The following is a 22,156-nucleotide window of genomic DNA, read 5'->3' on the forward strand; positions in this document are numbered from 1 at the left end:
TCCGCCCCACTTGTTACGGAGAAAATCACTAAAAAACCGTAAACAAACGAATTTTATATTACTTAATTGATTTTATTTATTATTTTTTGTTGCTTCCTCCAGGAGATACAGATGGAAACCACGCAAACCAGCACTGTCGTTTCGGGCGCAACCCGCAGCGGATGGCGCAAAACGGATACCATGTGGATGCTGGGCCTGTACGGCACGGCTATCGGCGCGGGCGTTTTGTTCCTGCCGATCAACGCCGGGGTCGGCGGCCTTATCCCCCTGATCATCATGGCTATTCTGGCTTTCCCGATGACGTTCTTTGCCCACCGCGGGATGACCCGTTTTGTGCTTTCCGGTAAGAATCCGGGCGAGGACATCACCGAAGTCGTCGAAGAACACTTTGGCGTTGGCGCCGGTAAGCTGATTACCCTGCTCTACTTCTTTGCTATCTACCCGATCCTGCTGGTTTATAGCGTCGCGATTACCAATACCGTCGAGAGCTTCATGCTGCACCAGCTGCACATGACGCCGCCGCCGCGCGCGATTCTCTCGCTGATCCTGATCGTCGGGATGATGACCATCGTGCGCTTCGGTGAGCAGATGATCGTTAAAGCGATGAGCGTGCTGGTGTTCCCGTTCGTGGTCGCCCTGATGATTCTGGCGCTGTATCTGATCCCTGAGTGGAACGGCGCGGCGCTGGAAACGCTCTCCCTGAGCAGCGCAACCTCTACCGGCAACGGCCTGTGGATGACCCTATGGCTGGCGATTCCGGTCATGGTCTTCTCCTTTAACCACTCACCGATCATCTCCTCCTTCGCCGTGGCGAAGCGTGAAGAGTACGGCCAGGGCGCTGAGAAGAAATGCTCCAGCATCCTCGCCCGCGCGCACATCATGATGGTGATTACCGTTATGTTCTTCGTCTTCAGCTGCGTACTGAGCCTCTCCCCGACGGACCTGGCGGCGGCAAAAGATCAGAACATCTCGATTCTCTCTTACCTGGCGAACCACTTTAACGCCCCGCTGATTGCCTGGATGGCGCCGATCATTGCGATGATTGCCATCACCAAATCCTTCCTCGGCCACTATCTTGGCGCCCGTGAAGGCTTTAACGGCATGGTGATTAAATCCCTGCGCGGTAAAGGTAAATCCATCGAAATCAATAAGCTGAACAAAATCACCGCGCTGTTCATGCTGGTCACCACCTGGATTGTGGCGACGCTGAACCCGAGCATTCTCGGTATGATCGAAACCCTAGGCGGCCCGATTATCGCGATGATTCTGTTCCTGATGCCGATGTACGCGATTCAGAAAGTCCCGGCGATGCGCAAATACAGCGGCCACGTCAGCAACGTCTTCGTGGTGCTTATGGGCCTGATTGCTATCTCCGCAATTTTCTACTCTCTGTTCAGCTAATCTCCCCCTCGCGCCGCCCGCCGGCGGCGCGCTTTCCGACAGCTCTGGATGTGCATCATGATCAGCGTATTCGATATCTTTAAAATCGGCATTGGCCCTTCCAGCTCCCACACCGTGGGGCCAATGAAAGCGGGCAAACAATTCACCGACGACCTTATCGCGCGCGGGCTGCTTGCCAACGTCACCACCGTCATCGTCGACGTATACGGTTCCCTTTCCCTGACCGGCAAAGGCCACCACACCGACATTGCGATTATTATGGGCCTGGCGGGCAACATGCCCGATAGCGTCGACATTGACGCCATTCCGGCGTTTATTCAGGACGTCAACACCCACGGGCGCCTGATGCTGGCAAACGGCCAGCAGGAAGTCGACTTCCCGGTTGACCGCTGCATGAATTTTCATGCTGACAACCTGTCGCTGCATGAAAACGGCATGCGCATTACCGCCCTCGGCGGCGACAAAGTGCTCTATAGCCAGACCTACTACTCCATCGGCGGCGGTTTTATCGTCGACGAACAGCACTTCGGCCAGAGCAACGACGCGCCGGTTGCCGTGCCTTATCCCTACCAAAATGCGGCTGATTTACAGCGGCACTGCCGCGAAAGCGGGCTCTCGCTTTCCGGCCTGATGATGCAAAACGAGCTGGCATTGCACAGCAAAGAAGAGCTGGAGCAGCACTTTACCGCCGTCTGGGAAGTGATGAGCGGCGGTATCGAACGCGGCATCAGCACCGAAGGGGTTCTGCCGGGCAAGCTGCGGGTCCCGCGCCGCGCCGCCGCGTTACGCCGGATGCTGGTCAGCCAGGACAATACCAACAGCGATCCGATGGCGGTCGTTGACTGGATCAATATGTTCGCCCTGGCGGTGAACGAAGAGAACGCCGCCGGCGGCCGCGTGGTCACCGCGCCGACCAACGGCGCCTGCGGGATCGTGCCTGCGGTACTGGCCTACTACGATAAGTTTATCCGCAAGGTCAACGCTAACTCTCTGGCGCGCTACCTGCTGGTGACCAGCGCAATTGGCTCGCTGTATAAGATGAACGCCTCGATTTCTGGCGCCGAAGTGGGCTGCCAGGGCGAGGTCGGCGTGGCCTGTTCGATGGCGGCGGCCGGCTTAACCGAGCTGCTGGGCGGCAGCCCGGGCCAGGTGTGCATCGCCGCGGAAATTGGTATGGAGCACAACCTGGGTCTGACCTGCGACCCGGTTGCCGGCCAGGTTCAGGTGCCGTGCATCGAGCGTAACGCCATCGCCTCGGTGAAGGCCGTCAACGCCGCCCGGATGGCGCTGCGCCGCACCAGCGAACCGCGCGTGTGCCTCGATAAGGTTATCGAGACGATGTACGAAACCGGCAAGGATATGAACGCCAAGTACCGTGAAACGTCGCGCGGTGGCCTGGCGATGAAAATCGTGACCTGCGATTAAGCCCTCTCCAGCCCGGCAGCCGCGCCTGCCGGGCACTCTCCCGCACTCCCCGCCGCGCCGACCGCTACTTTTGTTATATAGACTAAGATTTAGTTATTTATTGGTTATAAGGGCAATTTGTTACCTTACGGTTAACCGCTACAGGAGAACAAATCATGTCCAAAAGGTTCCATCTGGCCCTGCTGCCGCTGGTGCTCGGCCTCTCTGCTTCCGCGCTGGCACAGGCGCCGGAAACCGTTAACATCGGCTATCAAAAAGCCAATATTTTCGCCCTGCTGAAATATCGCGGAACCCTCGATGAGACCTTCAAAAAACAGGGGATCGCCGTGCGCTGGATAGAGTTTCCTGCCGGTCCGCAGATGCTGGAAGGACTGAACGTCGGCAGTATCGACCTGGCGGCCACCGGCGACGCTCCGCCGGCATTCGCTCAGGCGGCGCGGGCGGATCTGGTTTATCTCGCCCACTCCCCGGCGAACCCCAAAACCGAAGCCATCGTGGTGCCGGAAAACTCGACGCTCCACAACGTGGCCGACCTGAAAGGCAAGCGCGTGGGGCTGAATAAAGGCTCTGACGTCAACTACCTGCTGGTGGCCGCGCTGGAAAAAGCCGGACTGAGCTATAAAGATATCACGCCGGTCTATCTGCCTCCGGCCGATGCCCGCGCCGCCTTCCAGCGCGGCGCCATTGATGCCTGGGTTATCTGGGACCCGTACCTTGCCGAAGTCGAAACCAACGCCAAGGCGCGGCAGATCCGCAACGCTGAAGGGCTGGTGCCGCACTACACCTTCTATCTCGCCAGCCGCAAATTTGCCGAAAACCACCCGGATACGGCAAAACAGGTGGTGGATGAGTTACGCCAGCTCAGCGACTGGGCTAACGCTCATCAGGACGACGCCGCCGGGATTTTGGCGACCTCAACCGGGCTGGATAAGGCTATCTGGCTGAAAGCGCTCGCCCGCCTGCCCTACGGCGCCGAACGCATGACGCCTGCGGTCTATAACGAACAGCAGGCGCTGGCGGATACCTTCACCCGCGTTGGCCTGCTGCCGGTCAAAGTGGACGTGCGCAGCGCCACCTGGTCGCAGGATAAATAGTGATTAACGGCGACGGTTTTCCCCGTCGCCTCCCTCCTTACCCCTGCGTTTTCTCGCCGTTGCCTATCTGCCAGATAAAGGTCGGCGCTTCGCCGTTGACCAGCCAGTTGCCGATATTGCGCGCTTTATAGATAACCGGATTATGCGACGCCACCGTGCGCGCGTTGCGCCAGTGGCGATCGAGCGCTTTGCCTACCCGGGTGTCCGACGCGCCGAGGGCGTTAAACAGCTCGGTCGCCGCGCGCGGTATCCAGTCGCTGGCAATCACCTGCGCCTGCGCCGCTTCAACCTCCGCCAGACGATTACGCTGCTCAATCAGCGCCTCGTCGCCGCTGGCGTGAACGATATAGGCCTGCTGTAAAGACTCCGCCGCCTGCAGCACCGCCGCGCGGGTCGCCCACGCCCAGCTGCTGATTTGCCCTACCACCTGCAGCACCTGAGGATCTTCGCGCGGCACGGCGGCATTGCCGTGGCTGTACATACGGGAGCGTTTTTTCACCCCTTCGGCGGCATCGCGTTCTACCGCCAGGCCGATACCCGCCAGCGTCGCCAGTAAGATATGCTGATAGAAGGCGGTCTGGTAGCGAAAGCGCTCGGCAAAATCGTAGACATGTTCCTGCTCAACCTGCGCCTGCCGGAAGCGGGTGGTGCCGCTGCCGGTCAGACGCTGGCCAAAGCCATCCCAGTCGTCCTCTCGCTCCACCCCGCTTTGCCTGGTACTGACCAGCGCTATCACGTCGCCGTTGTTGTCGCTGCGGCGGGCAAAGACGTCAATCCAGTCGGCGTACAGCGTCCCGGTGCTGTAAAACTTCTCGCCGCTGAGCCGCCAGCCGTGCTCGTCCGGCGTCACCTGAGTATTCACCTCCCCAAGCTTTACCGCCCCCGTTTCGGTCCAGCCGCTGCCCACCAGCTCCCCGTCGCGAAAACGCTGGAACCAGCGATCGCGCTGCGCAGAATCGGGCTGATTCAGACGATCCTCAACAAAGGCAAAATGAGCGCGCAGCGCCTGCGGCAGGTTTGAATCAGCCTCGGCCAGCTCAATCAGCAGGGCAATCAGCTGCGGCAGCGACGCGCCCCAGCCGCCCTTTTCCCGCGGAATGCGCAGCGTGCCGAATCCCGCCTCCTTCAGCCAGCGAATCGGCTCCTCGGGCAGAATACGCTGCTGCTCGCGGCTGGCCGCCCCTTGCGCAATGCGCGAGAAAATCGGCCGAAAGGCCGCCGCCAGCAGTTCGTAATCGGTACCGGTAGAAAGTAGTGTCATCATCTGTTCCTTAATGGTGGCTGTCGTCAATGTCGTGACGCGTCGGCTCGTGGCGAACCGCAAGCAGGAAGAAGATCGGAATCAGGGCGGCCAGCGATACCACCCAGAACATTTGCGTGCCGAGGGAGGCCTGCAGCAGCGGCAGCACGAACAGCGCCAGCGCGCTGCCGATCCCGGAGAGCGCCCGGCTGAAGCCGACGCCGGTGGCGCGAATCGAGGTTGGATAGGAGAGCGCCGGATAGATCATCAGCTGCGCGCCGGGGCCAAAGCCCTCGGCAAACAGCCACAGCCCAAGCATCGCAATCGCCAGCACCACGCCGACGGTGGCCTGCGGCTGACCCACCAGAGCAAGCACAATCAGGGCGATAAACTGCAGCGCGAAGCCGGCAATCGCCACGTGGCGCGACGGATATTTCCACGCCAGATGCATTCCCAGCAGACCGCCGGTAAAGGCAAACAGCGCGTTCAGCCCCAGCGAAGCGGAGATGGTTTCAAACACGCCGGCCCCGAGAAACTGCGCGAGGATCGACGGCAGGAAAAAGGCGATGGCGGTGTACTCAAAGGAGATACAGATATTCATCACCCCGGCAACGATGGTGCGCTCGCGGTACGGCTTTTCAAACAGCACGCGGAAGCTCACCTTCGGCGGCGGCGCGGGGCGTTCAGCCGGCGCTTCATGGGCGGCAATGCCGTAAGAGTCGCGCAGAATGCGCACCGCCGAGGCCAGGTCTCCCTGGTTTGCCGCCCACAGCGGCGATTCATTCATAAATTTTCTGCGCACGGCGATAATCAGCAGCGCCGGAACCGCGCCAAACAGCAGCGAGGCGCGCCACAGCCAGTCGAGATGCTCCTTTGGCAGCAGAAAATAGAGGCCGAAGATAATCAGAAAACAGACCGTCGAGGCGGCGTACCACATCGGGCACCAGGCGGCGAGGCGCGAGGCCTTGTTGCCTTTGCCGGTAAAACGGGAGAATTCAGCGAGGTAGGACATGGCGACCGGCAGATCGATACCGACGCCGATGCCCATCAGGAAACGGGCGCCGATCAGCACCCAGACGTTGGGCGCCAGCCCCGCGGCGATAGCCGAGACGACAAAAAACAGCATATCGGCCATAAACACCGAATAGCGGCCATATTTATCCGTCAGCCAGCCGCCGATCAGGTTGCCAAAAATGGTGCCGACCATAATGGATGAGGTGACCAGGCCGGTCAGCAGCGGCGAGAGCTGGAATTCACGCACCACGTCGTCGATGCCGTAGGAGAGCGTGGTTAAATCATAGGCGTCAAGGAAGACGCCGCCGAGAGCGAGGAAGACAATCATCCGCGCATATTTAGCCTGATCCTTGCCCGAATTAATTAGCCGCGCCACATCCCCGACGCTACTCACCGGCGCGGAGGCCACACCGGGATTATCAACAGACAGCGTACTCATGTTTTCACCTTATTATGTTGTGCAGACGATCGCAGTTATAGGCCGACCGTTGATAAAGTGGAACCAACAAATACGCATATAAAAATCAATATATTCAATAAGTTAATTGAATAAAACGGCAAAATCAGGACGAGCTTTCGCCCGTCCTGCGAGATCGCTCATCAGCGCAGATTATTCGGCGGAAACCGGCACCAGCACGTCTTTCACCAGCGGATCGTCGGTGGTTTTCAGCCAGGTCTGGATCCGCGGGTCGGAAAACGCCTGTTTTAATTTGACGATATTCTCCTGCGACAAATAAGGCGTCCCGATGACCAATTGCGAAGCGAAGGTGCGCGGCGCCGGCGGGAATAAAATGCCTCTGTCACGCGATACTTTTCCGGCATCAAACTGCGAGACATAGCCGATTGCCGCATCCACCGAATTGAGCGCCCGCGGCATGGTTAACAGGTCCAGCTCTTTGAAATTAAACTGATGCGGGTTGCCGACGATATTTTTCAGCTTCGCCGTGCGCGGCTCCACCGCCGGGTCGAGCGTAATCAGGCCGATGCGCTGCAGCAGCCACAGCGCCTGCCCCTGGTTGGCGCCATCATCCGGCACCACGATCGTCGCCCCGTTCGGCAGATCCTTAACCGATTTATAGCGATCGGAGTAAATGCCAAAGGCCCACTGGAACACCGGCACCGTGGTGGAAAGCGCGAAGCCGTTAGCGTCCACCACCTGCTTCAGCCACCACTGATGCTGATAGATGGTTCCCGCATATTCCCCCTGCGCCACCGCGCGGTCCGCCTGCACCGGATCCTGTACCCCCACCGCCTCCAGCTTCAGGCCGTAATCCGGCGCGATATGCTCGCCGATGTACTCGATGATCCGCTGCTCGCCGGCCATCGCCGGTTCATAATGAATTTTCAGGGTGGTGCCGAACACCACCTGCTGCGACCGGGCCTCTCCCCGCCACCACCAGAAGGCGACGGCCAGCGCCACAATCACTACCAGCGCCGCCAGCCACGGCCAGCGGCGGGCCTTACGTAACTCAAACTGTTCTGTTGTCATGAAGAGATCCCCTGCGTGTGGCGAAGTTTGTTGACCAGACGGTCACCGAAAAATTGAATCAGCTGGATAGTGGCGATCAGCGCGATAATGGTGGCGATCATGATGTGATTGTCGAAGCGCTGGTAGCCGTACACCACCGCCAGATAGCCGATCCCTCCCGCGCCGATGGTGCCGGCAATGGCGGAATATTCGATCATCGACACCAGGTTGAGCGTCACCGCCGCCACCAGCGCGGGCAGGGCTTCGCTCAGCTGGGCGCTGCGGATAATCTGCCAGCGCGAGCCGCCGCAGACGATCCCCACGGCGGTGACCTCCGCCGGCAGCTCGCGCAGCGCGTTTTCCACCAGCCGGCCGAAAAACGGCACTCCGGCGGCGATCATCGGCACCACGGCGGCAGGAATGCCGATCGTTGTCCCGGTGAGCCAGAAGGTGAAGGGAATAATCGCCGCCATCAGCACCAGAAACGGCAGGGAGCGCCCCATATTCACCACCCAGTTCAGCACCCGGTACAGCACGGCGTGCGGGAACAGGCCCCGCGACGAAGCGTTGAATAGCACCACTCCGACCACTCCGCCGAGGGTCACCACAAACAGCATCACAATGGCCACCATCAGCCAGGTTTCGCCGTAGGCGGGCAGCAGCAGCGTATGGATCTCGCTCCAGGGGGTATCCTGGCTGATTACCGAAGGTTTCATACCGCCTCCTTGAGTTCCGGCGCGCCGTCAAGCACCTCCGCCGCGATACCGAGCTGCGCCAGCAGCGCCAGCATCCGCGCCGCCGACAGGCGCTCGCCCTGAAAGCGCACCCCCGCCTGCAGCCGTCCCGCCAGCCGGCCGTTGATCACCTCAACGTGGCCGCCGAGCAGGTCGATCTGCAGCGCAAACTGCTGGCTCAGGCGGCTGATCCAGTCGGTGGCCACCGGCACATCCCAGCGGTAGCTCAGGCGCAGCAGCAGATCGCTATGGGCCGCCACCGGAGAGAGCGGCAGCAGCTGCTGGCCCAGCAGAGAATCCGGGCGCGCCAGCAGCTCTTTCACCTCGCCGAACTGAAGGATCGCGCCGTCGCGAATTTCAGCGACCGCATCCGCCGCCGCGCGTACCGCGTCCATCTCGTGGGTAATCAGCACGATCGCCAGGCGATACTCATCGCGCAGGCGTTTAAGCAAATTGAGCACCGCGGCGGTGGCCTGCGGGTCCAGCCCGGAGGTGGCCTCGTCCGCCAGCAGCACCGAAGGACGCAGCGCCAGGGCGCGGGCGATGCCGATGCGCTGGCGCTGGCCGCCGGAGAGCTGGGCCGGCCAGGCGTCCGCTTTATCGCTCAGGCCGACGCTTTCCAGCAGTTCGCCGACCCGGGCTTTAACATCCCGCTCCACCACCCCGAGGTACTCCAGCGGCAGGGCGATATTTTGCCAGGCCGTTTTGCGGTTCAGCAGCGCCGAGGACTGGAAAACGGTGCCGATCGCCCGCCGCTCGCGGCGCAGCGCCTCGCCGCTGAGCAGCGACAGGTCGTTGCCGTTAACCCGGATGCTGCCGCTGTCGGGGCGCTCCAGCAGGCTGATGCAGCGTGCAAGGGTCGATTTACCCGCGCCGCTTGGCCCCACCACCGCGGTGATGGAGCCGGTCGGCACCCGCAGCGACAGCCCTTTCAGCACCTCGCTGACCCGCTCCCCCGCCGTGCGGTAGCTTTTATGCAGGTCGTCTATCTCAATCATGTCACCTTCTCCCCCGCCCCGGCGTCGATGCGCACGCCGCGCCGGTAGCTGGCCCCTGGATGCGGGGCCACCAGGCGCGGCCCGGCGCCGAACAGTTTTTCGCGCAGCGTGCCTTCGCGGTACTCCTGCTTGAAGACGCCGCGCTTTTGCAGCTCGGGAATAAGCAGATCCACCACATCGCGGAAGGTTTCGTGGGTGACGGCGTAGGCGAGGTTAAAACCATCGACATCGGTCTCCTCGACCCACGACTGCAGCTCGTCGGCCACGGTTTCCGCACTGCCGACGATCAGCGGGCCGAAGCCGCCAATCCCCACCCAGTCGGCCAGCGCCTGCACCGTCCACTGACGGTCCGGATCGGCGGTGGAAAAGGCCTCGACCGCCGACTGAATGGCGTTGGTATGCAGATATTTCAGCACCTGATCCGGCTGGTACTGGCCGAAGTCGATCCCGGTCCAGCCGGAGATCAGCGCCAGCGCCCCTTCATAGCTGACGTAGGATTTATACTCCTGCCATTTGGCCTGCGCCTCGCGATCGGTTTCGCCGACGATCACCGTTTGCAGGTTAAAAATCAGGATGCTGCGCGGATCGCGCCCGGCCTCCGCGGCGCGGCGGCGAATGTCGGCCACGGTCTTTTTAAGCAGCGTTTTTGACGGCGCGGCGACAAACACGCACTCGGCGTGCCCGGCGGCAAACTGCTTCCCGCGGCTCGACGCCCCGGCCTGATAGAGCACCGGAGTGCGCTGCGGCGAGGGCTCGCAGAGGTGGATCCCCGGAACCGAGAAGAAGTTGCCCTGGTGGTTGATCGGATGGATTTTCTGCGGATCGCTGAAGATCCCCCGTTCGCGATCGCGCAGCACCGCCCCGTCTTCCCAGCTGCCTTCCAGCAGCTTATAGACCACGTCGAGATACTCGTCGGCGTAGTCGTAGCGCGCATCGTGATCGGTCTGCGCCTGATGACCAATGTTGCGCGCCCCGCTTTCCAGGTATGAGGTCACGATATTCCAGCCCACCCGGCCTTTGGTCAGATGGTCAAGGGTCGACAGGCGGCGGGCAAACGGATACGGATGCTCAAACGACAGCGATGCGGTCAGGCCAAAGCCGAGGTGCTCCGTCACCAGCGCCATCGGGGTAATCAGCGCCAGCGGATCGTTCACCGGCACCTGCGTTGCCTGGCGAATGGCGGCATCGCCGTTGCCGTTCAGCACGTCGTAGATGCCCAGCACGTCGGCAATAAACAGGCCGTCGAACTTCCCGCGCTCCAGCAGACGCGCGAGGTCAACCCAGTAGTCCAGATCCTTGTACTGCCATGAGCGATCGCGCGGATGGGTCCACAGCCCCGGCGACTGGTGGCCGACGCAGTTCATATCAAAAGCATTAAGACGAATTTCGCGTTGTGATGACATAGCACTTCTCCACGGTGCGTCCCGATCGAGGGGCGCACGCTTAATCATGAATAACGAAAGAACTCTCGATCCCCAGCGTCGCCAGCGCTTCGGCGGCGACCGCGGCGGCATGGTCGGCGACCTGCGGCAGACCCATCAGCTCGCCAAAACGTCCGCGGGCCGCCGGACCGGAAATCAGTACCTTTGGCGTCACCACGCCCTCGCGGCCAATCGCCCGGGAGCGCGAGTCGACGTCGAGCCCGAGCCCGAGCGCGTCGGCGCGGATCAGCCCCTCCTGCGCCAGGTCGCGCAGCAGCGGCTGGCTGTCGATCAGGCCGCCGTGCGCGGGGCCGGTGGTCAGAATCAGGCGATCGACGGTCAGCGATTGAGGGTCGCCGTGGCGCGGACTCAGGGTCAGGGTCAGCCGGCGGGCATCGCCCTCCAGCGCCGTCAGCCTTGCCGCCTGCACCTTCAGGCTGCCGTCGCGCTGCCGCTGGCTAAGCACATCGGCGACCTGCGGGGCGATGCGGTAGCGATGCACATCCCAGTAGCTGCGCAGATGGCGCAGGAAGCGCTGGCGGTCGGCAAAGGTCAGCCCCTGCCAGATGCTCTGCCCCTGGTTACGCACCGCGTCCAGCACCACCTGCCACGGCTGCCCCAGCTCCGCGGCGCGACGGACATCTTCCCGCACCCGCCGCAGCCGCTGACGCAGCGTGCCCTGGCGATAGTCGCCGGGCCACGGCTCGGCAGCGCCGCTGATGTTTCCTCTGGGCAGCAGGCCGTGCCGCGAAAATACCGTCACCGGACCGCGATGTCCGAGCCGCGACAGGGTGGCGATGGTGTCGGCCATCGTCAGCCCGGTACCCATCACCGCCACCCGCGCATCCGGCGCAATGTCGGCAAGCGCGTCCGCACGCCACGGATTGGCAATCAGCGCAGGATGGTCGTGGAAAGGGGCCGCCAGGCGCGGCAGCGCCGGCGGCGGATGGCTCACCGCGAGGATCAGCAGATCGCTTTTCAGCAGCCGGCCGCTGGCGGTGGTGACGCCGCGCGGGTCATAGGCCAGCGCCTGCTCACGCAGGTGGACCAGCCGTCCCGCGCTCGCCCGCAGCGCATCGGCAAAGCGCTGACTGACGTAGCGGCCAAACTGGCCGCGCTGCGGATAGAGCGCGCCGTCCTCACGCCGCGCCTGCGGGTCGTCGGCAAATGCCGGCTGGCCGCGATACCAGCGGTCGAAAGCGCCCTCCTCCTCGCCCGCCAGCTGCATCCGCGCGGCGGGGACGTTGATGCGATGGGAGGGCTCGGCGGTGGAGTAGGCCACCCCCGCGCCGGGCACGGCGCGAGGCTCCAGCAGCGTCACCCGCAGCCCGTGCGGGGCCAGGCGCAGAAGCTCAATCGCCACGGCGGCGCCGCTGAACCCGCCGCCGATAATGACCACCTGCGGTTCAGCGCTCATCGGCAATCCCCCTCTGGAGGCAGAAAAGCATGTCCACCTCCCGCTCAGCTGGCGCTGACCTGTTTAACCGGCCGCTTATCGCCGCCGATGGTTTCGCCAAACGGGCCGGTATTCACGCCGCGCGCTTTGGGCAGCGCGTTGCCGGCAAGCGGCAGCAGCGGCATGACCAAATCGGCAAAGCGGTGGGCCTCTTCGAGGTGCGGATAGCCGGAGAAGATAAAGTTGGTGATGCCGAGGGCCTGATATTCGCGAATGCGGTCCGCGACCTGCTGCGGGCTGCCGACCAGCGCCGTACCCGCCCCGCCGCGCACGAGGCCAACGCCCGCCCACAGGTTCGGGGCGATGCGCAGGTTGTCGCGGGAGCCGTTATGCAGGGCGCTCATTCGCGCCTGGCCTGCGGAATCCATGCGGGCAAAGATCTTCTGCGCCTGGGCGATGGTGTCATCATCCAGATGGGCAATCAGACGGTCGGCGGCGGCCCAGGCCTCTTCTTCCGTTTCACGGACGATAACGTGCAGGCGAATGCCGTACTGCAGGGTGCGGCCGCGGGCGGCGGCGCGCTCGCGCACGATGGCCAGCTTCTCCGCCACCAGCTCAGGCGGTTCTCCCCAGGTCAGATAGCTATCGATTTGCCCGGCGGCAACGTCAATGGCCTCCTCTGAAGAGCCGCCGAAATAGAGCGGCGGGCCGTTTTCCTGCACCGGCGGGAAGAGAACTTCCGCCCCCTCAACCTGAATATGCTCGCCGTGATAATCCACCTTTTCGCCTTTCAGCAGGCGCGAGTAAACGTCAAGAAATTCACGGGTAACCTGATAGCGCTGGCTATGGTCGAGGAAAATCCCGTCGCCCTTGTTCTCCACCGGATCGCCGCCGGTTACCACGTTGATCAGCAGCCGGCCTTCCGACAGGCGGTCGAGGGTCGCCGCCATGCGCGCCGCCAGCGTCGGCGGCTGCAGTCCCGGACGCACCGCAACCAGATAGCGCAGGCGGCGGGTTAACGGCGCCAGCGCCGAGGCGACCAGCCAGGAGTCTTCGCAGCTTTTGCCGGTAGGGATCAGCACGCCGTAGTAGCCAAGGCTGTCGGCGGCCAGAGCAACCTGTTGTAAGTACGCTAAATCAACGGGGCGTCCGCCTTCGGTGGTGCCCAGATAGCGGCCGTCGCCGTGGGTGGGTAAGAACCAAAACACGTTGATCTTATCGCTAGCTTTCTGCGTCATTATCCATTTCCTATATAACCATATTCGATATTCATCGAAGAGTTGTTTTAATTTGGTTATATGAGTGTTAGCGATAATCGTGCCAATGCGGACAGGAAAATTAAGACAATAAAATCAAATAATTAATAAAATTCTGCGCCCGCCAGGCTGTTGCAAATGCGCCAGCAGATGGGGCGAGGCTGCCGCTTTTGCAACAAAACCACAGAGTTTGCCCGTGTTTACCACCGCCGACAGAGGATAAGTTCAAGGCGTTATTTAGCGGAGGACTACCATGCTCAATCCTGAACCCCCAGCCGATACCCCGGTGCTGATCGATCCGGCGTCAAAAGCCTTTCAGAACCTGTTGGATAAACTGGCGCCCACGGAGGCCACCGTGCTGATCGTCGGTGAAACCGGCACCGGTAAAGAGGTGGTCGCCCGCTACCTGCATCACCACAGCAGCCGCCGCCAGCAGCCTTTTCTCGCCGTGAACTGCGGCGCGCTCACCGAGAGCCTGGCGGAAGCGGAGCTCTTCGGTCACGAAAAGGGGGCGTTTACCGGCGCGGTGCAGGGGCATCCCGGCTGGTTTGAGGCCGCCGAGGGCGGCACGCTGCTGCTCGATGAGATTGGCGAATTAAGCCTGCCGCTGCAGGTGAAGCTGCTGCGCGTGCTGCAGGAGCGCGAGATTACCCGCGTCGGCTCGCGCAAGGCGATTAAAGTCAACGTGCGGGTCATTGCCGCCACCCACGTAGATTTGGCGCAGGCGATCCGCGAGCGCCGCTTCCGCGAAGACCTCTATTACCGCCTGAATATCGCCATCGTCCCGCTGCCGCCGCTGCGCCAGCGCCGCCAGGATATTCCGCTGCTGGCCAATCATTTCTTATCGCTCTACGCCCGTCGGCTGGGGCGCCCAACCCGCTATCTGGCGCCTGAGGCGTTAGCCCGGCTGATGGACTACCCGTGGCCCGGCAATATCCGCGAGCTTGAAAACACGCTGCATAACGCGGTTTTGCTCAGCAAAGAGGAGGAGATTACGCCCGCACAGCTGCGCCTGACCACGCTGCACGCCGCGCCGCTGACGGCAACGGATATTGAGCTGGACGACTTTATCCACCAGCAGCTCGCCCAGCCCGGCGACGCGCTGTGGGAGCGCATGACCGGCGCGCTGATCCGCGGCGCTATGGCCCATTGCGACGACAATCAAAGCCAGGCGGCCGCGCTGCTGGGGATCAGTCGCCACACCCTGCGTACCCAGCTGGCCAACATCGGCATGATTAAAAGCCGCCGCCGGGTGGAAACGGCTCCGCGCCGGTTAGCCGAAACCGCGTCCGTAGACCGCGAGCTGCGCATCGGCTATCAGCGCTTCGGCAACCTCGGCATTTTAAAGGCCCGGCAGAGCCTCGAGAGCGCCTTCTCCAGCCTTGGCGTCAGCGTGCTGTGGAGCGAATTCCCCGCCGGGCCGCAGCTGCTGCACGCCCTTGCCTGCAATGAGATCGATTTTGGCACCACCGGCGAAGCGCCGCCGGTCTTTGCTCAGGCCAGCAACGCCGAGCTGGTGTACGTCGCGTGGGAGCCGCCGGCGCCGCAAAGCGTGGCGATGGTGGTGCCGCAGCATAGCGATATCCGCGCCCTCAGCGATCTGCGCGGCAAGCGTATTGCGCTGAATAAGGGCTCAAACGTGCACTGGCTGCTGCTGCAGATTCTGGAAGAGGCCGGGCTGAGCCTGAATGACGTGAAGGTGGTCTACATCCCGCCGAAGTACCCTCTCACCGCCAGCGATTATCTGGCGGTCGACGCGTGGATGATGTGGGACCCGCTGCTCAGCGACGCCGAACATACCGGAGAGCTGCGGGTGGTCGCCAGCGGCGAGGGCCGGGTGCACAACCATCAGTTCTATCTCTCGCGCCGCGATTACGTCAATCGCAACGGCGACATCATGCAGCGCCTGCTGCACGAGCTGACGCAAACCGGGCAGTTTATCGACCGCCGGCGCGAGGAGGCCGCCGGCCTGCTTGCCGCCGAATTAGGCATTAACGTCGATTCGCTGGCCCTCGCCCTCGCGCGGCGCAGCCATCGCCCACGGATGATGGATCTTAAGGTCATCCGCGCGCAGCAGACCATCGCCGACCGCTTTTATGCCCTCGGACTGATCGGCAAACCGGTTTCCGTGCGCGAAGCCGTTTGGTACGGGGAAGCGGCCCATAGCGACCTGGGCCTGCTGCTGCACGCGGATTAAGCCGCTTTACGAGGCGCGTTCCCGATTATCCCCGTGCCGATAGCCTCCTCCGCACGGCAATGATACCCTTACATTTCTGAGAACATTGGTCGGGCACGGCGCCCGGCCAGGCCGGCCGCTCATCCGCCGGGCTAAATGATAAGGAGAGACCTGTGGCCGTTCATCTGTTAATCGTCGACGCGCTCAATCTGATTCGCCGCATTCACGCGGTGCAGGGTTCGCCCTGCGTTGACACCTGCCTGCACGCGCTGGAGCAGCTGATCGTCCATAGTCAGCCAACGCACGCGGTGGCGGTATTTGATGATGACGATCGCGCCCACAGCTGGCGGCACCAGCGTCTGGCGGAATATAAAGCCGGCCGCGCGCCGATGCCGGAGACGCTGGAGGCCGAAATGCCCGCGCTCCGTGCGGCGTTTGAACAGCGCGGAATACGCTGCTGGGCCTTAGCGGGCAGCGAAGCCGACGATCTCGCCGCCACCCTGGCGATGAAGGTGGCCCAGGCCGGGCACCAGGCCACCATCGTCTCCACGGATAAAGGCTACTGCCAGCTGCTTTCGCCCACGGTTCGCATCCGCGACTACTTCCAGAAGCGCTGGCTGGACGCCCCCTTTATTGCCAAAGAGTTTGGCGTGACCCCGCAGCAGCTGCCTGACTACTGGGGCCTGGCGGGCATTAGCAGCTCGAAGGTACCGGGCGTGGCGGGTATCGGCCCTAAAAGCGCCGCCCAGCTCTTAACCGAGTTTGCGGATCTGGAGGGGATTTACGCCCGTCTCGACGAGGTCGCGGAGAAGTGGCGCAAGAAGCTGGAAGAGCATAAAGAGATGGCGTTCACCTGTCGTGAAATCGCCCGCCTGCAGACCGATTTACAGCTCGACGGCAATCTGCAGCAGCTGCGGCTGACGGCGTAGTCGGTGTCGCTGGCATAGTCGGTATAGCTGGCGGCCGAGGTTCAGCCAGAAAGGGCGATAGCCAGCATCGCCCTTGCCCCCCGGCAGCGTTTACCAGGCGGAGTGGTAAAGCTCGATAATCTCCGTCAGGCTGGCTTCCCGCGGGTTGCCGCCGGTGCAAACGTCGTCAAACGCCGCCTGCGCCAGCGCCGGAATATCCTCTTTACGTACCCCGACATCGCGCAGATGCGGCGGGATCCCCACGTCACGATTGAGTTTACACACCGCCTCTACCGCCGCCTGGCGTACCTCCTCTTCGCTTCTGCCTTCAACTTTCTCGCCCATAGCCCGGGCGATATCGGCAAACTTACCTCCGCAGTACGCGGCGTTATAGCGCATCACGTGAGGCAGCAGAATGGCGTTGGCCACGCCGTGCGGCGTGTTGTAAAACGCGCCTAAAGGATGCGCCATGCCGTGCACCAGCCCGAGGCCGACGTTGGAAAAACCCATCCCGGCAATATACTGCCCCAGCGCCATCGCCTCACCGGACCGGCTCTCGCCGGCCACCGAGCCGCGCAGCGCGCCGGCAATAATCTCTATCGCTTTCAGGTGCAGGGCGTCGGTTAACGCCCAGGCCGCCCGCGTAACGTAGCCTTCGATGGCATGGGTCAACGCGTCGACGCCGGTCGCGGCTTTCAGCGCCGGCGGCATCCCGTCCATCATATCGGCATCGATAAACGCCGCCTGGGGGATATCGTGCGGGTCGACGCAGACAAATTTACGCCGCTTTTCCTCATCGGTGATCACGTAGTTGATCGTCACCTCCGCCGCGGTTCCGGCGGTGGTCGGAATGGCCATAATCGGTACGCTCGGGGCGCGGGTTGCCGATAGCCCTTCCAGGCTACGAACGTCGGCAAACTCAGGGTTAGCGCTGATAATCCCCACCGCCTTACAGGTATCCTGCGGCGAGCCGCCGCCAATGGCGATCAGGTAGTCCGCCCCGCTCTGCTGAAAAACCCGCAGCCCCTCCTGTACAACCGCAATCGTCGGATTCGGGATCACGGCGGAAAAGATCTCCCACGCCAGACCGGCGGCATCCATCCTGTCGGTGACCTTGCTAACCGCGCCGCACTGAACCAGCGTCTTATCAGTGACAATCAGCGCCTTACGATAGCCGCGACGCTTCACTTCGTCGGATAGTGCCGCTATCGCCCCTCGGCCAAACCACGCCGTTTCGTTCAAAATCATTCTGTTCGCCATTGCCCGTCTCCTGTTTGTCGTGCGGGATCACTCTTCGATACGTAGCCCATAGGTTTTGAATTTTTCCAGCACGATGGCTATCGCTTCGTCATCCAGTACCGGCACGGGATCGATAATCGCCAGCGTGCTGAGGTACAGCTGGGCCAGCACCTCCACCTCATGCGCCAGCCACAGCGCTTTTTCCAGACTCTCTTCACAGGCAATCAGCCCGTGATGCTGCAGCAGGGTCGCCTTGCGGTTTTTTAGCGCGACGGCCACATATTCGGAGAGCTCGCGCGTTCCGAAGGTGGCGTAGGGCGCGCAGGGGATGGAGTTGCCGCCGGCGGCGGCAATCATGTAGTGGATCGCCGGAATGGGCCGGTTAAGGATCGACACCGCGGTACAGTGCACCGCGTGGTTATGGACCACCGCCTGCGCGTCGGGGCGGGTCTGGTAGGCCGCCATATGGAAACGCCACTCGCTTGACGGCAGCTTGCCCTGCTCATGCTGGCCGTTGGCGTCAATCCATACGATGTGGGATTCGGTGAGCTTTTCGTACGGGATGCCCGTCGGCGTAATCAGCATGCCGCCTTCATAGCGCACGCTCACGTTGCCTGCGGTCCCCTGATTCAGCCCCAGCCGGGTCATTTCCAGGCAGGTATCAATAATCTGCCGCGCCAGCGTATTTCGTTCCATTCTTTACCTCTCTCAGCGTTTCAAAACAGACCAACAGAATCCTCACTTAACATCATCCCGGTTCTGTCGAATTAATTGGATATTTACTTACCATCATCATATTGAATAACCAGAATGGAATTGATATCAGCGTATTCTGTGACCGCCATCAATTAATCTCCGCGAATAAATAAAGCGCCGGTTACTTTCACCGAAGAAAACTGCCCGTTATTATTTTTCTTTTTTAAAACGGGCATTTCCCTCTGTCTTTAACAATTGCCCGTTTGCGCCGCAATAAATTAAATCGGGCAGCGCCGCTGTGGCTTTTAAATTAAATAATCTCAAACGGTCATTGTTTTAGATAAATTAAAGTGATGCTAATCACATAAAGCCATAGTCTTCGGGCCAAATGTGACCGCCATCATATTAAAAGGCGTTGTTTATTTGAAAATGAATTCATGAGTTCATCCATGAGAGCATTTTATTCGCTGCCGCTTAATCGGAACTCACCTTGTTTTGCCGGCTGGAGAGAGTTGCCAGCCGCACTCTAAAGATGCTGGACACGCTTCTGAACTGATGAGGATGCTATGGGAAACACAACAATACAAACGCAGAGTTTTCGTGCGATAGATGTCGGCCAAAGTAAGCGCTATATTATTCCATTCGCCCTGCTGTGCTCGCTATTTTTCCTGTGGGCCGTTGCCAATAATTTAAATGACATTTTGCTGCCGCAATTCCAGCAGGCTTTTACCTTAACTAATTTTCAGGCCGGGCTGATTCAATCAGCATTTTATTTTGGCTACTTCGTCATTCCCGTTCCCGCCGGGATCCTGATGAAAAAACTCAGCTATAAAGCCGGGATAATTACCGGGCTATTCCTTTACGCGTTCGGCGCTGCCTTATTCTGGCCAGCTGCGGAAATAATGAATTACACTTTATTCCTGATTGGCCTTTTTATTATTGCCGCTGGTCTGGGATGTCTTGAAACCGCCGCCAACCCTTTCGTTACGGTCCTTGGCCCGGAAAGCGGCGGTCATTTCCGCCTCAACCTGGCACAAACCTTTAACTCCTTTGGCGCCATTATTGCCGTCGTCTTTGGGCAAAGTCTTATTTTGTCTAACGTGCCGCATCAATCTCAGGAAGTGCTCGATAAAATGGCGCCCGAGCAGCTCAGCGCCTATAAGCACAGCCTGGTGTTATCGGTTCAGACGCCGTATATGATTATCGTGGCGATCGTGCTGCTGGTTGCCGTGCTGATCGCGCTGACAAAGTTCCCTTCTCTGCAAAGCGACGACCACGGAGATAGCGCCCAGAGCTCTTTGACCGCCTCCTTCTCCAGGCTGGTGCGCATTCGCCACTGGCGCTGGGCGGTTCTGGCGCAGTTCTGCTACGTTGGCGCGCAAACGGCCTGCTGGAGCTATTTAATTCGCTATGCTATCGAAGAGATCCCCGGCATGACGCCCGGCTTCGCCGCGAACTACCTGACCGGCACTATGGTCTGCTTCTTCATCGGCCGCTTTAGCGGCACCTGGCTCATCAGCCGCTTTGCCCCGCATAAAGTGCTCGCCGCCTACGCCCTGCTGTCGATGGCGCTGTGCCTGATTTCCGCGCTCAGCGGCGGGCATATCGGCCTGCTGGCGCTAACCCTGTGCAGCGCGTTTATGTCGATTCAGTACCCCACCATTTTCTCTCTGGGGATCAAAAATCTGGGGCAGGATACCAAATACGGTTCGTCGTTTATCGTCATGACCATTATCGGCGGCGGGATCGTCACGCCGGTCATGGGATTTGTCAGCGATGCGGCGGGCAATATTCCGACCGCCGAACTGGTCCCGACGCTGTGCTTCGCCATCATCTTTATTTTTGCCCGTTTCCGTTCACAAACGGCAACAAACTGAACATTTTCCGAATAACGTGAGGAGTCTGGAATGAAAAAAATCAGCTTACCGAAAATAGGCATTCGCCCGGTCATTGACGGACGTCGCATGGGCGTACGCGAATCGCTGGAAGAGCAAACCATGAATATGGCGCAGGCCACCGCCGCGCTGATCGGCGAGAAGCTTCGCCACGCCTGCGGCGCGCAGATCGAGTGCGTCATTGCGGATACCTGCATCGCCGGTATGGCGGAGTCGGCGGCCTGCGAAGAGAAATTTAGTCGCCACAACGTCGGCGTGACCATTACCGTCACCCCCTGCTGGTGCTACGGCAGCGAAACCATCGATATGGACCCGATGCGCCCGAAAGCCATCTGGGGCTTCAACGGCACCGAGCGTCCGGGAGCGGTCTATCTCGCCGCCGCGCTGGCCGCCCACAGCCAGAAGGGCATTCCGGCCTTCTCGATCTATGGTCACGACGTTCAGGACGCGGACGACAGCTCGATCCCTGCGGACGTCGAAGAAAAGCTGCTGCGCTTCGCCCGCGCCGGGCTGGCGGTTGCCGCCATGAAGGGCAAAAGCTACCTCTCCGTCGGCGGCGTATCCATGGGGATTGCCGGCTCCATCGTCGATCATAACTTCTTCGAATCCTGGCTAGGCATGAAGGTGCAGGCAGTCGATATGACCGAGCTGCGTCGGCGCATCGACCAGAAAATCTATGATGAGGTGGAGCTGGAAATGGCGCTGGCGTGGGCGGATAAAAACTTCCGCTACGGTGAGGATCAGAACGCCAGGCAGTACAAACGCAATGCGGAGCAGAGCCGGGCCGTCCTGAAAGAGAGCCTGCTGATGGCGATCTGTATCCGCGACATGATGCAGGGCAACGCGAAGCTGGCGGAGAAGGGCCTGGTAGAAGAGTCGCTGGGCTATAACGCCATTGCCGCCGGTTTTCAGGGCCAGCGCCACTGGACCGATCAATACCCGAACGGCGATACCGCCGAGGCGCTGCTGAACAGCTCGTTTGACTGGCACGGGGTGCGCGAGCCGCTGGTTGTCGCGACCGAAAATGACAGCCTCAACGGGGTGGCAATGCTGCTGGGCCATCAGCTCACCGGCACCGCCCAGGTATTTGCCGACGTGCGGACCTACTGGTCGCCGGATGCGGTCGAACGGGTGACGGGCCAGCCGCTTACCGGGCTGGCGGAACACGGCATTATCCACCTGATCAACTCCGGTTCCGCGGCGCTGGACGGCTCCTGTAAACAGCGCGATGCCGAGGGCAATCCGACCATGAAACCGCACTGGGAAATCTCGCAGCAGGAGGCCGACGCCTGCCTCGCAGCCACCGAGTGGTGCCCGGCGATCCACGAGTATTTCCGCGGCGGCGGCTTCTCCTCGCGCTTCCTCACCGAAGGCGGCGTCCCCTTTACCATGACCCGGGTGAACATCATTAAAGGCCTCGGGCCGGTCCTGCAAATCGCCGAAGGCTGGAGCGTCGAGCTGCCGAAAGAGATGCACGACCAGCTGGACGCTCGCACCAACTCCACCTGGCCAACCACCTGGTTTGCGCCGCGTCTGACCGGCAAGGGCCCGTTCTCCGACGTCTATTCGGTGATGGCGAACTGGGGGGCCAACCACGGCGTGCTGACCATCGGCCACGTCGGCGCGGACTTTATCACCCTCGCCTCCATGCTGCGTATTCCGGTCTGCATGCATAACGTGGAAGAGGCGAAAATCTATCGCCCTTCAACCTGGTCTGCGCACGGTATGGATACTGAAGGTCAGGACTACCGCGCCTGCCAGAACTATGGCCCGCTGTACAAACGTTAATACGTTT

General features: G+C 61.2%; 17 protein-coding genes. 7 read left to right on the top strand and 10 right to left on the bottom strand.

Features of this window, described 5'->3' with window-relative positions:
* The first annotated feature begins 111 nt into the window (after positions 1-111).
* The 3 genes from NWP14_RS21095 to NWP14_RS21105 all read left to right on the top strand — a co-directional run bounded on the left by NWP14_RS21095 (position 112) and on the right by NWP14_RS21105 (position 3,920).
* Positions 112-1,401, top strand: coding sequence for an HAAAP family serine/threonine permease (locus NWP14_RS21095; RefSeq protein WP_346430773.1), 1,290 nt, complete (start codon positions 112-114; stop codon positions 1,399-1,401).
* A gap of 57 nt (positions 1,402-1,458) precedes the next feature.
* Complete coding sequence (locus NWP14_RS21100) at positions 1,459-2,826, top strand: L-serine ammonia-lyase (protein ID WP_375215924.1); 1,368 nt, start codon at positions 1,459-1,461, stop codon at positions 2,824-2,826.
* Positions 2,827-2,981: 155 nt separating this feature from the next.
* Positions 2,982-3,920, top strand: a complete 939-nt coding sequence (locus NWP14_RS21105; protein ID WP_375215925.1) for a sulfonate ABC transporter substrate-binding protein — start codon at positions 2,982-2,984, stop codon at positions 3,918-3,920.
* A gap of 37 nt (positions 3,921-3,957) precedes the next feature.
* Here the strand turns inward: NWP14_RS21105 and NWP14_RS21110 are convergent, their stop codons facing one another.
* The 8 genes from NWP14_RS21110 to ssuD form a co-directional block, all read right to left on the bottom strand.
* On the bottom strand, positions 3,958-5,181 hold the full coding sequence (locus tag NWP14_RS21110) for an acyl-CoA dehydrogenase family protein (RefSeq protein WP_375215978.1): 1,224 nt from the start codon (positions 5,179-5,181) through the stop codon (positions 3,958-3,960).
* A gap of 10 nt (positions 5,182-5,191) precedes the next feature.
* Positions 5,192-6,613: an MFS transporter gene (locus tag NWP14_RS21115; RefSeq protein WP_095098676.1), complete on the bottom strand. Its 1,422-nt coding sequence runs from the start codon at positions 6,611-6,613 to the stop codon at positions 5,192-5,194.
* 171 nt (positions 6,614-6,784) lie between these two features.
* Positions 6,785-7,663 carry a MetQ/NlpA family ABC transporter substrate-binding protein gene (locus tag NWP14_RS21120; RefSeq protein WP_095098678.1) on the bottom strand — a complete coding sequence of 293 codons (879 nt, stop codon included), beginning with the start codon at positions 7,661-7,663 and terminating at the stop codon, positions 6,785-6,787.
* On the bottom strand, positions 7,660-8,358 hold the full coding sequence (locus NWP14_RS21125) for a methionine ABC transporter permease (protein ID WP_132513005.1): 699 nt from the start codon (positions 8,356-8,358) through the stop codon (positions 7,660-7,662). Before NWP14_RS21125 ends, NWP14_RS21120 begins: the two co-directional genes overlap by 4 nt.
* The gene (locus tag NWP14_RS21130) at positions 8,355-9,374 is read right to left on the bottom strand and encodes a methionine ABC transporter ATP-binding protein (protein WP_375215926.1); all 1,020 of its coding nucleotides are present in this window, start codon (positions 9,372-9,374) and stop codon (positions 8,355-8,357) included. The genes NWP14_RS21125 and NWP14_RS21130 overlap by 4 nt, the downstream gene beginning before the upstream one ends.
* Complete coding sequence (locus NWP14_RS21135; RefSeq protein ID WP_241722870.1) at positions 9,371-10,777, bottom strand: LLM class flavin-dependent oxidoreductase; 1,407 nt, start codon at positions 10,775-10,777, stop codon at positions 9,371-9,373. The genes NWP14_RS21130 and NWP14_RS21135 overlap by 4 nt, the downstream gene beginning before the upstream one ends.
* Before the next feature lie 40 nt (positions 10,778-10,817).
* The gene (locus tag NWP14_RS21140) at positions 10,818-12,212 is read right to left on the bottom strand and encodes an FAD/NAD(P)-binding protein (protein ID WP_375215927.1); all 1,395 of its coding nucleotides are present in this window, start codon (positions 12,210-12,212) and stop codon (positions 10,818-10,820) included.
* 44 nt (positions 12,213-12,256) lie between these two features.
* Complete coding sequence (ssuD, locus tag NWP14_RS21145) at positions 12,257-13,429, bottom strand: FMNH2-dependent alkanesulfonate monooxygenase (RefSeq protein WP_095098692.1); 1,173 nt, start codon at positions 13,427-13,429, stop codon at positions 12,257-12,259.
* 271 nt (positions 13,430-13,700) lie between these two features.
* Here ssuD and NWP14_RS21150 point away from each other — a divergent pair, with 271 nt between their 5' ends.
* Together NWP14_RS21150 and xni are read left to right on the top strand one after the other, a co-directional pair.
* Entirely contained in the window at positions 13,701-15,644 is a 1,944-nt protein-coding gene (locus NWP14_RS21150; RefSeq protein ID WP_375215928.1) for an aliphatic sulfonate ABC transporter substrate-binding protein, read from the top strand.
* 152 nt (positions 15,645-15,796) lie between these two features.
* The gene (gene xni, locus NWP14_RS21155; protein ID WP_375215929.1) at positions 15,797-16,552 is read left to right on the top strand and encodes a flap endonuclease Xni; all 756 of its coding nucleotides are present in this window, start codon (positions 15,797-15,799) and stop codon (positions 16,550-16,552) included.
* Between the two features lie 90 nt (positions 16,553-16,642).
* Here the strand turns inward: xni and fucO are convergent, their stop codons facing one another.
* Together fucO and fucA are read right to left on the bottom strand one after the other, a co-directional pair.
* A complete protein-coding gene (gene fucO / locus NWP14_RS21160; protein ID WP_095098701.1) occupies positions 16,643-17,791 on the bottom strand; it encodes a lactaldehyde reductase in 1,149 nt (382 codons plus the stop codon).
* Positions 17,792-17,818: 27 nt separating this feature from the next.
* Positions 17,819-18,466, bottom strand: coding sequence for an L-fuculose-phosphate aldolase (gene fucA / locus NWP14_RS21165; protein WP_095098704.1), 648 nt, complete (start codon positions 18,464-18,466; stop codon positions 17,819-17,821).
* A gap of 566 nt (positions 18,467-19,032) precedes the next feature.
* Here fucA and fucP point away from each other — a divergent pair.
* Positions 19,033-20,343: an L-fucose:H+ symporter permease gene (gene fucP, locus NWP14_RS21170; RefSeq protein WP_346430770.1), complete on the top strand. Its 1,311-nt coding sequence runs from the start codon at positions 19,033-19,035 to the stop codon at positions 20,341-20,343.
* A 30-nt stretch (positions 20,344-20,373) separates the two neighbouring features.
* A complete protein-coding gene (gene fucI / locus NWP14_RS21175; protein ID WP_375215930.1) occupies positions 20,374-22,149 on the top strand; it encodes an L-fucose isomerase in 1,776 nt (591 codons plus the stop codon).
* Positions 22,150-22,156 lie beyond the last annotated feature (7 nt).

It is taken from the genome of Klebsiella sp. C349492, from assembly GCF_042055345.1.
Taxonomy (GTDB): Bacteria; Pseudomonadota; Gammaproteobacteria; order Enterobacterales; family Enterobacteriaceae; genus Klebsiella; species Klebsiella scottii.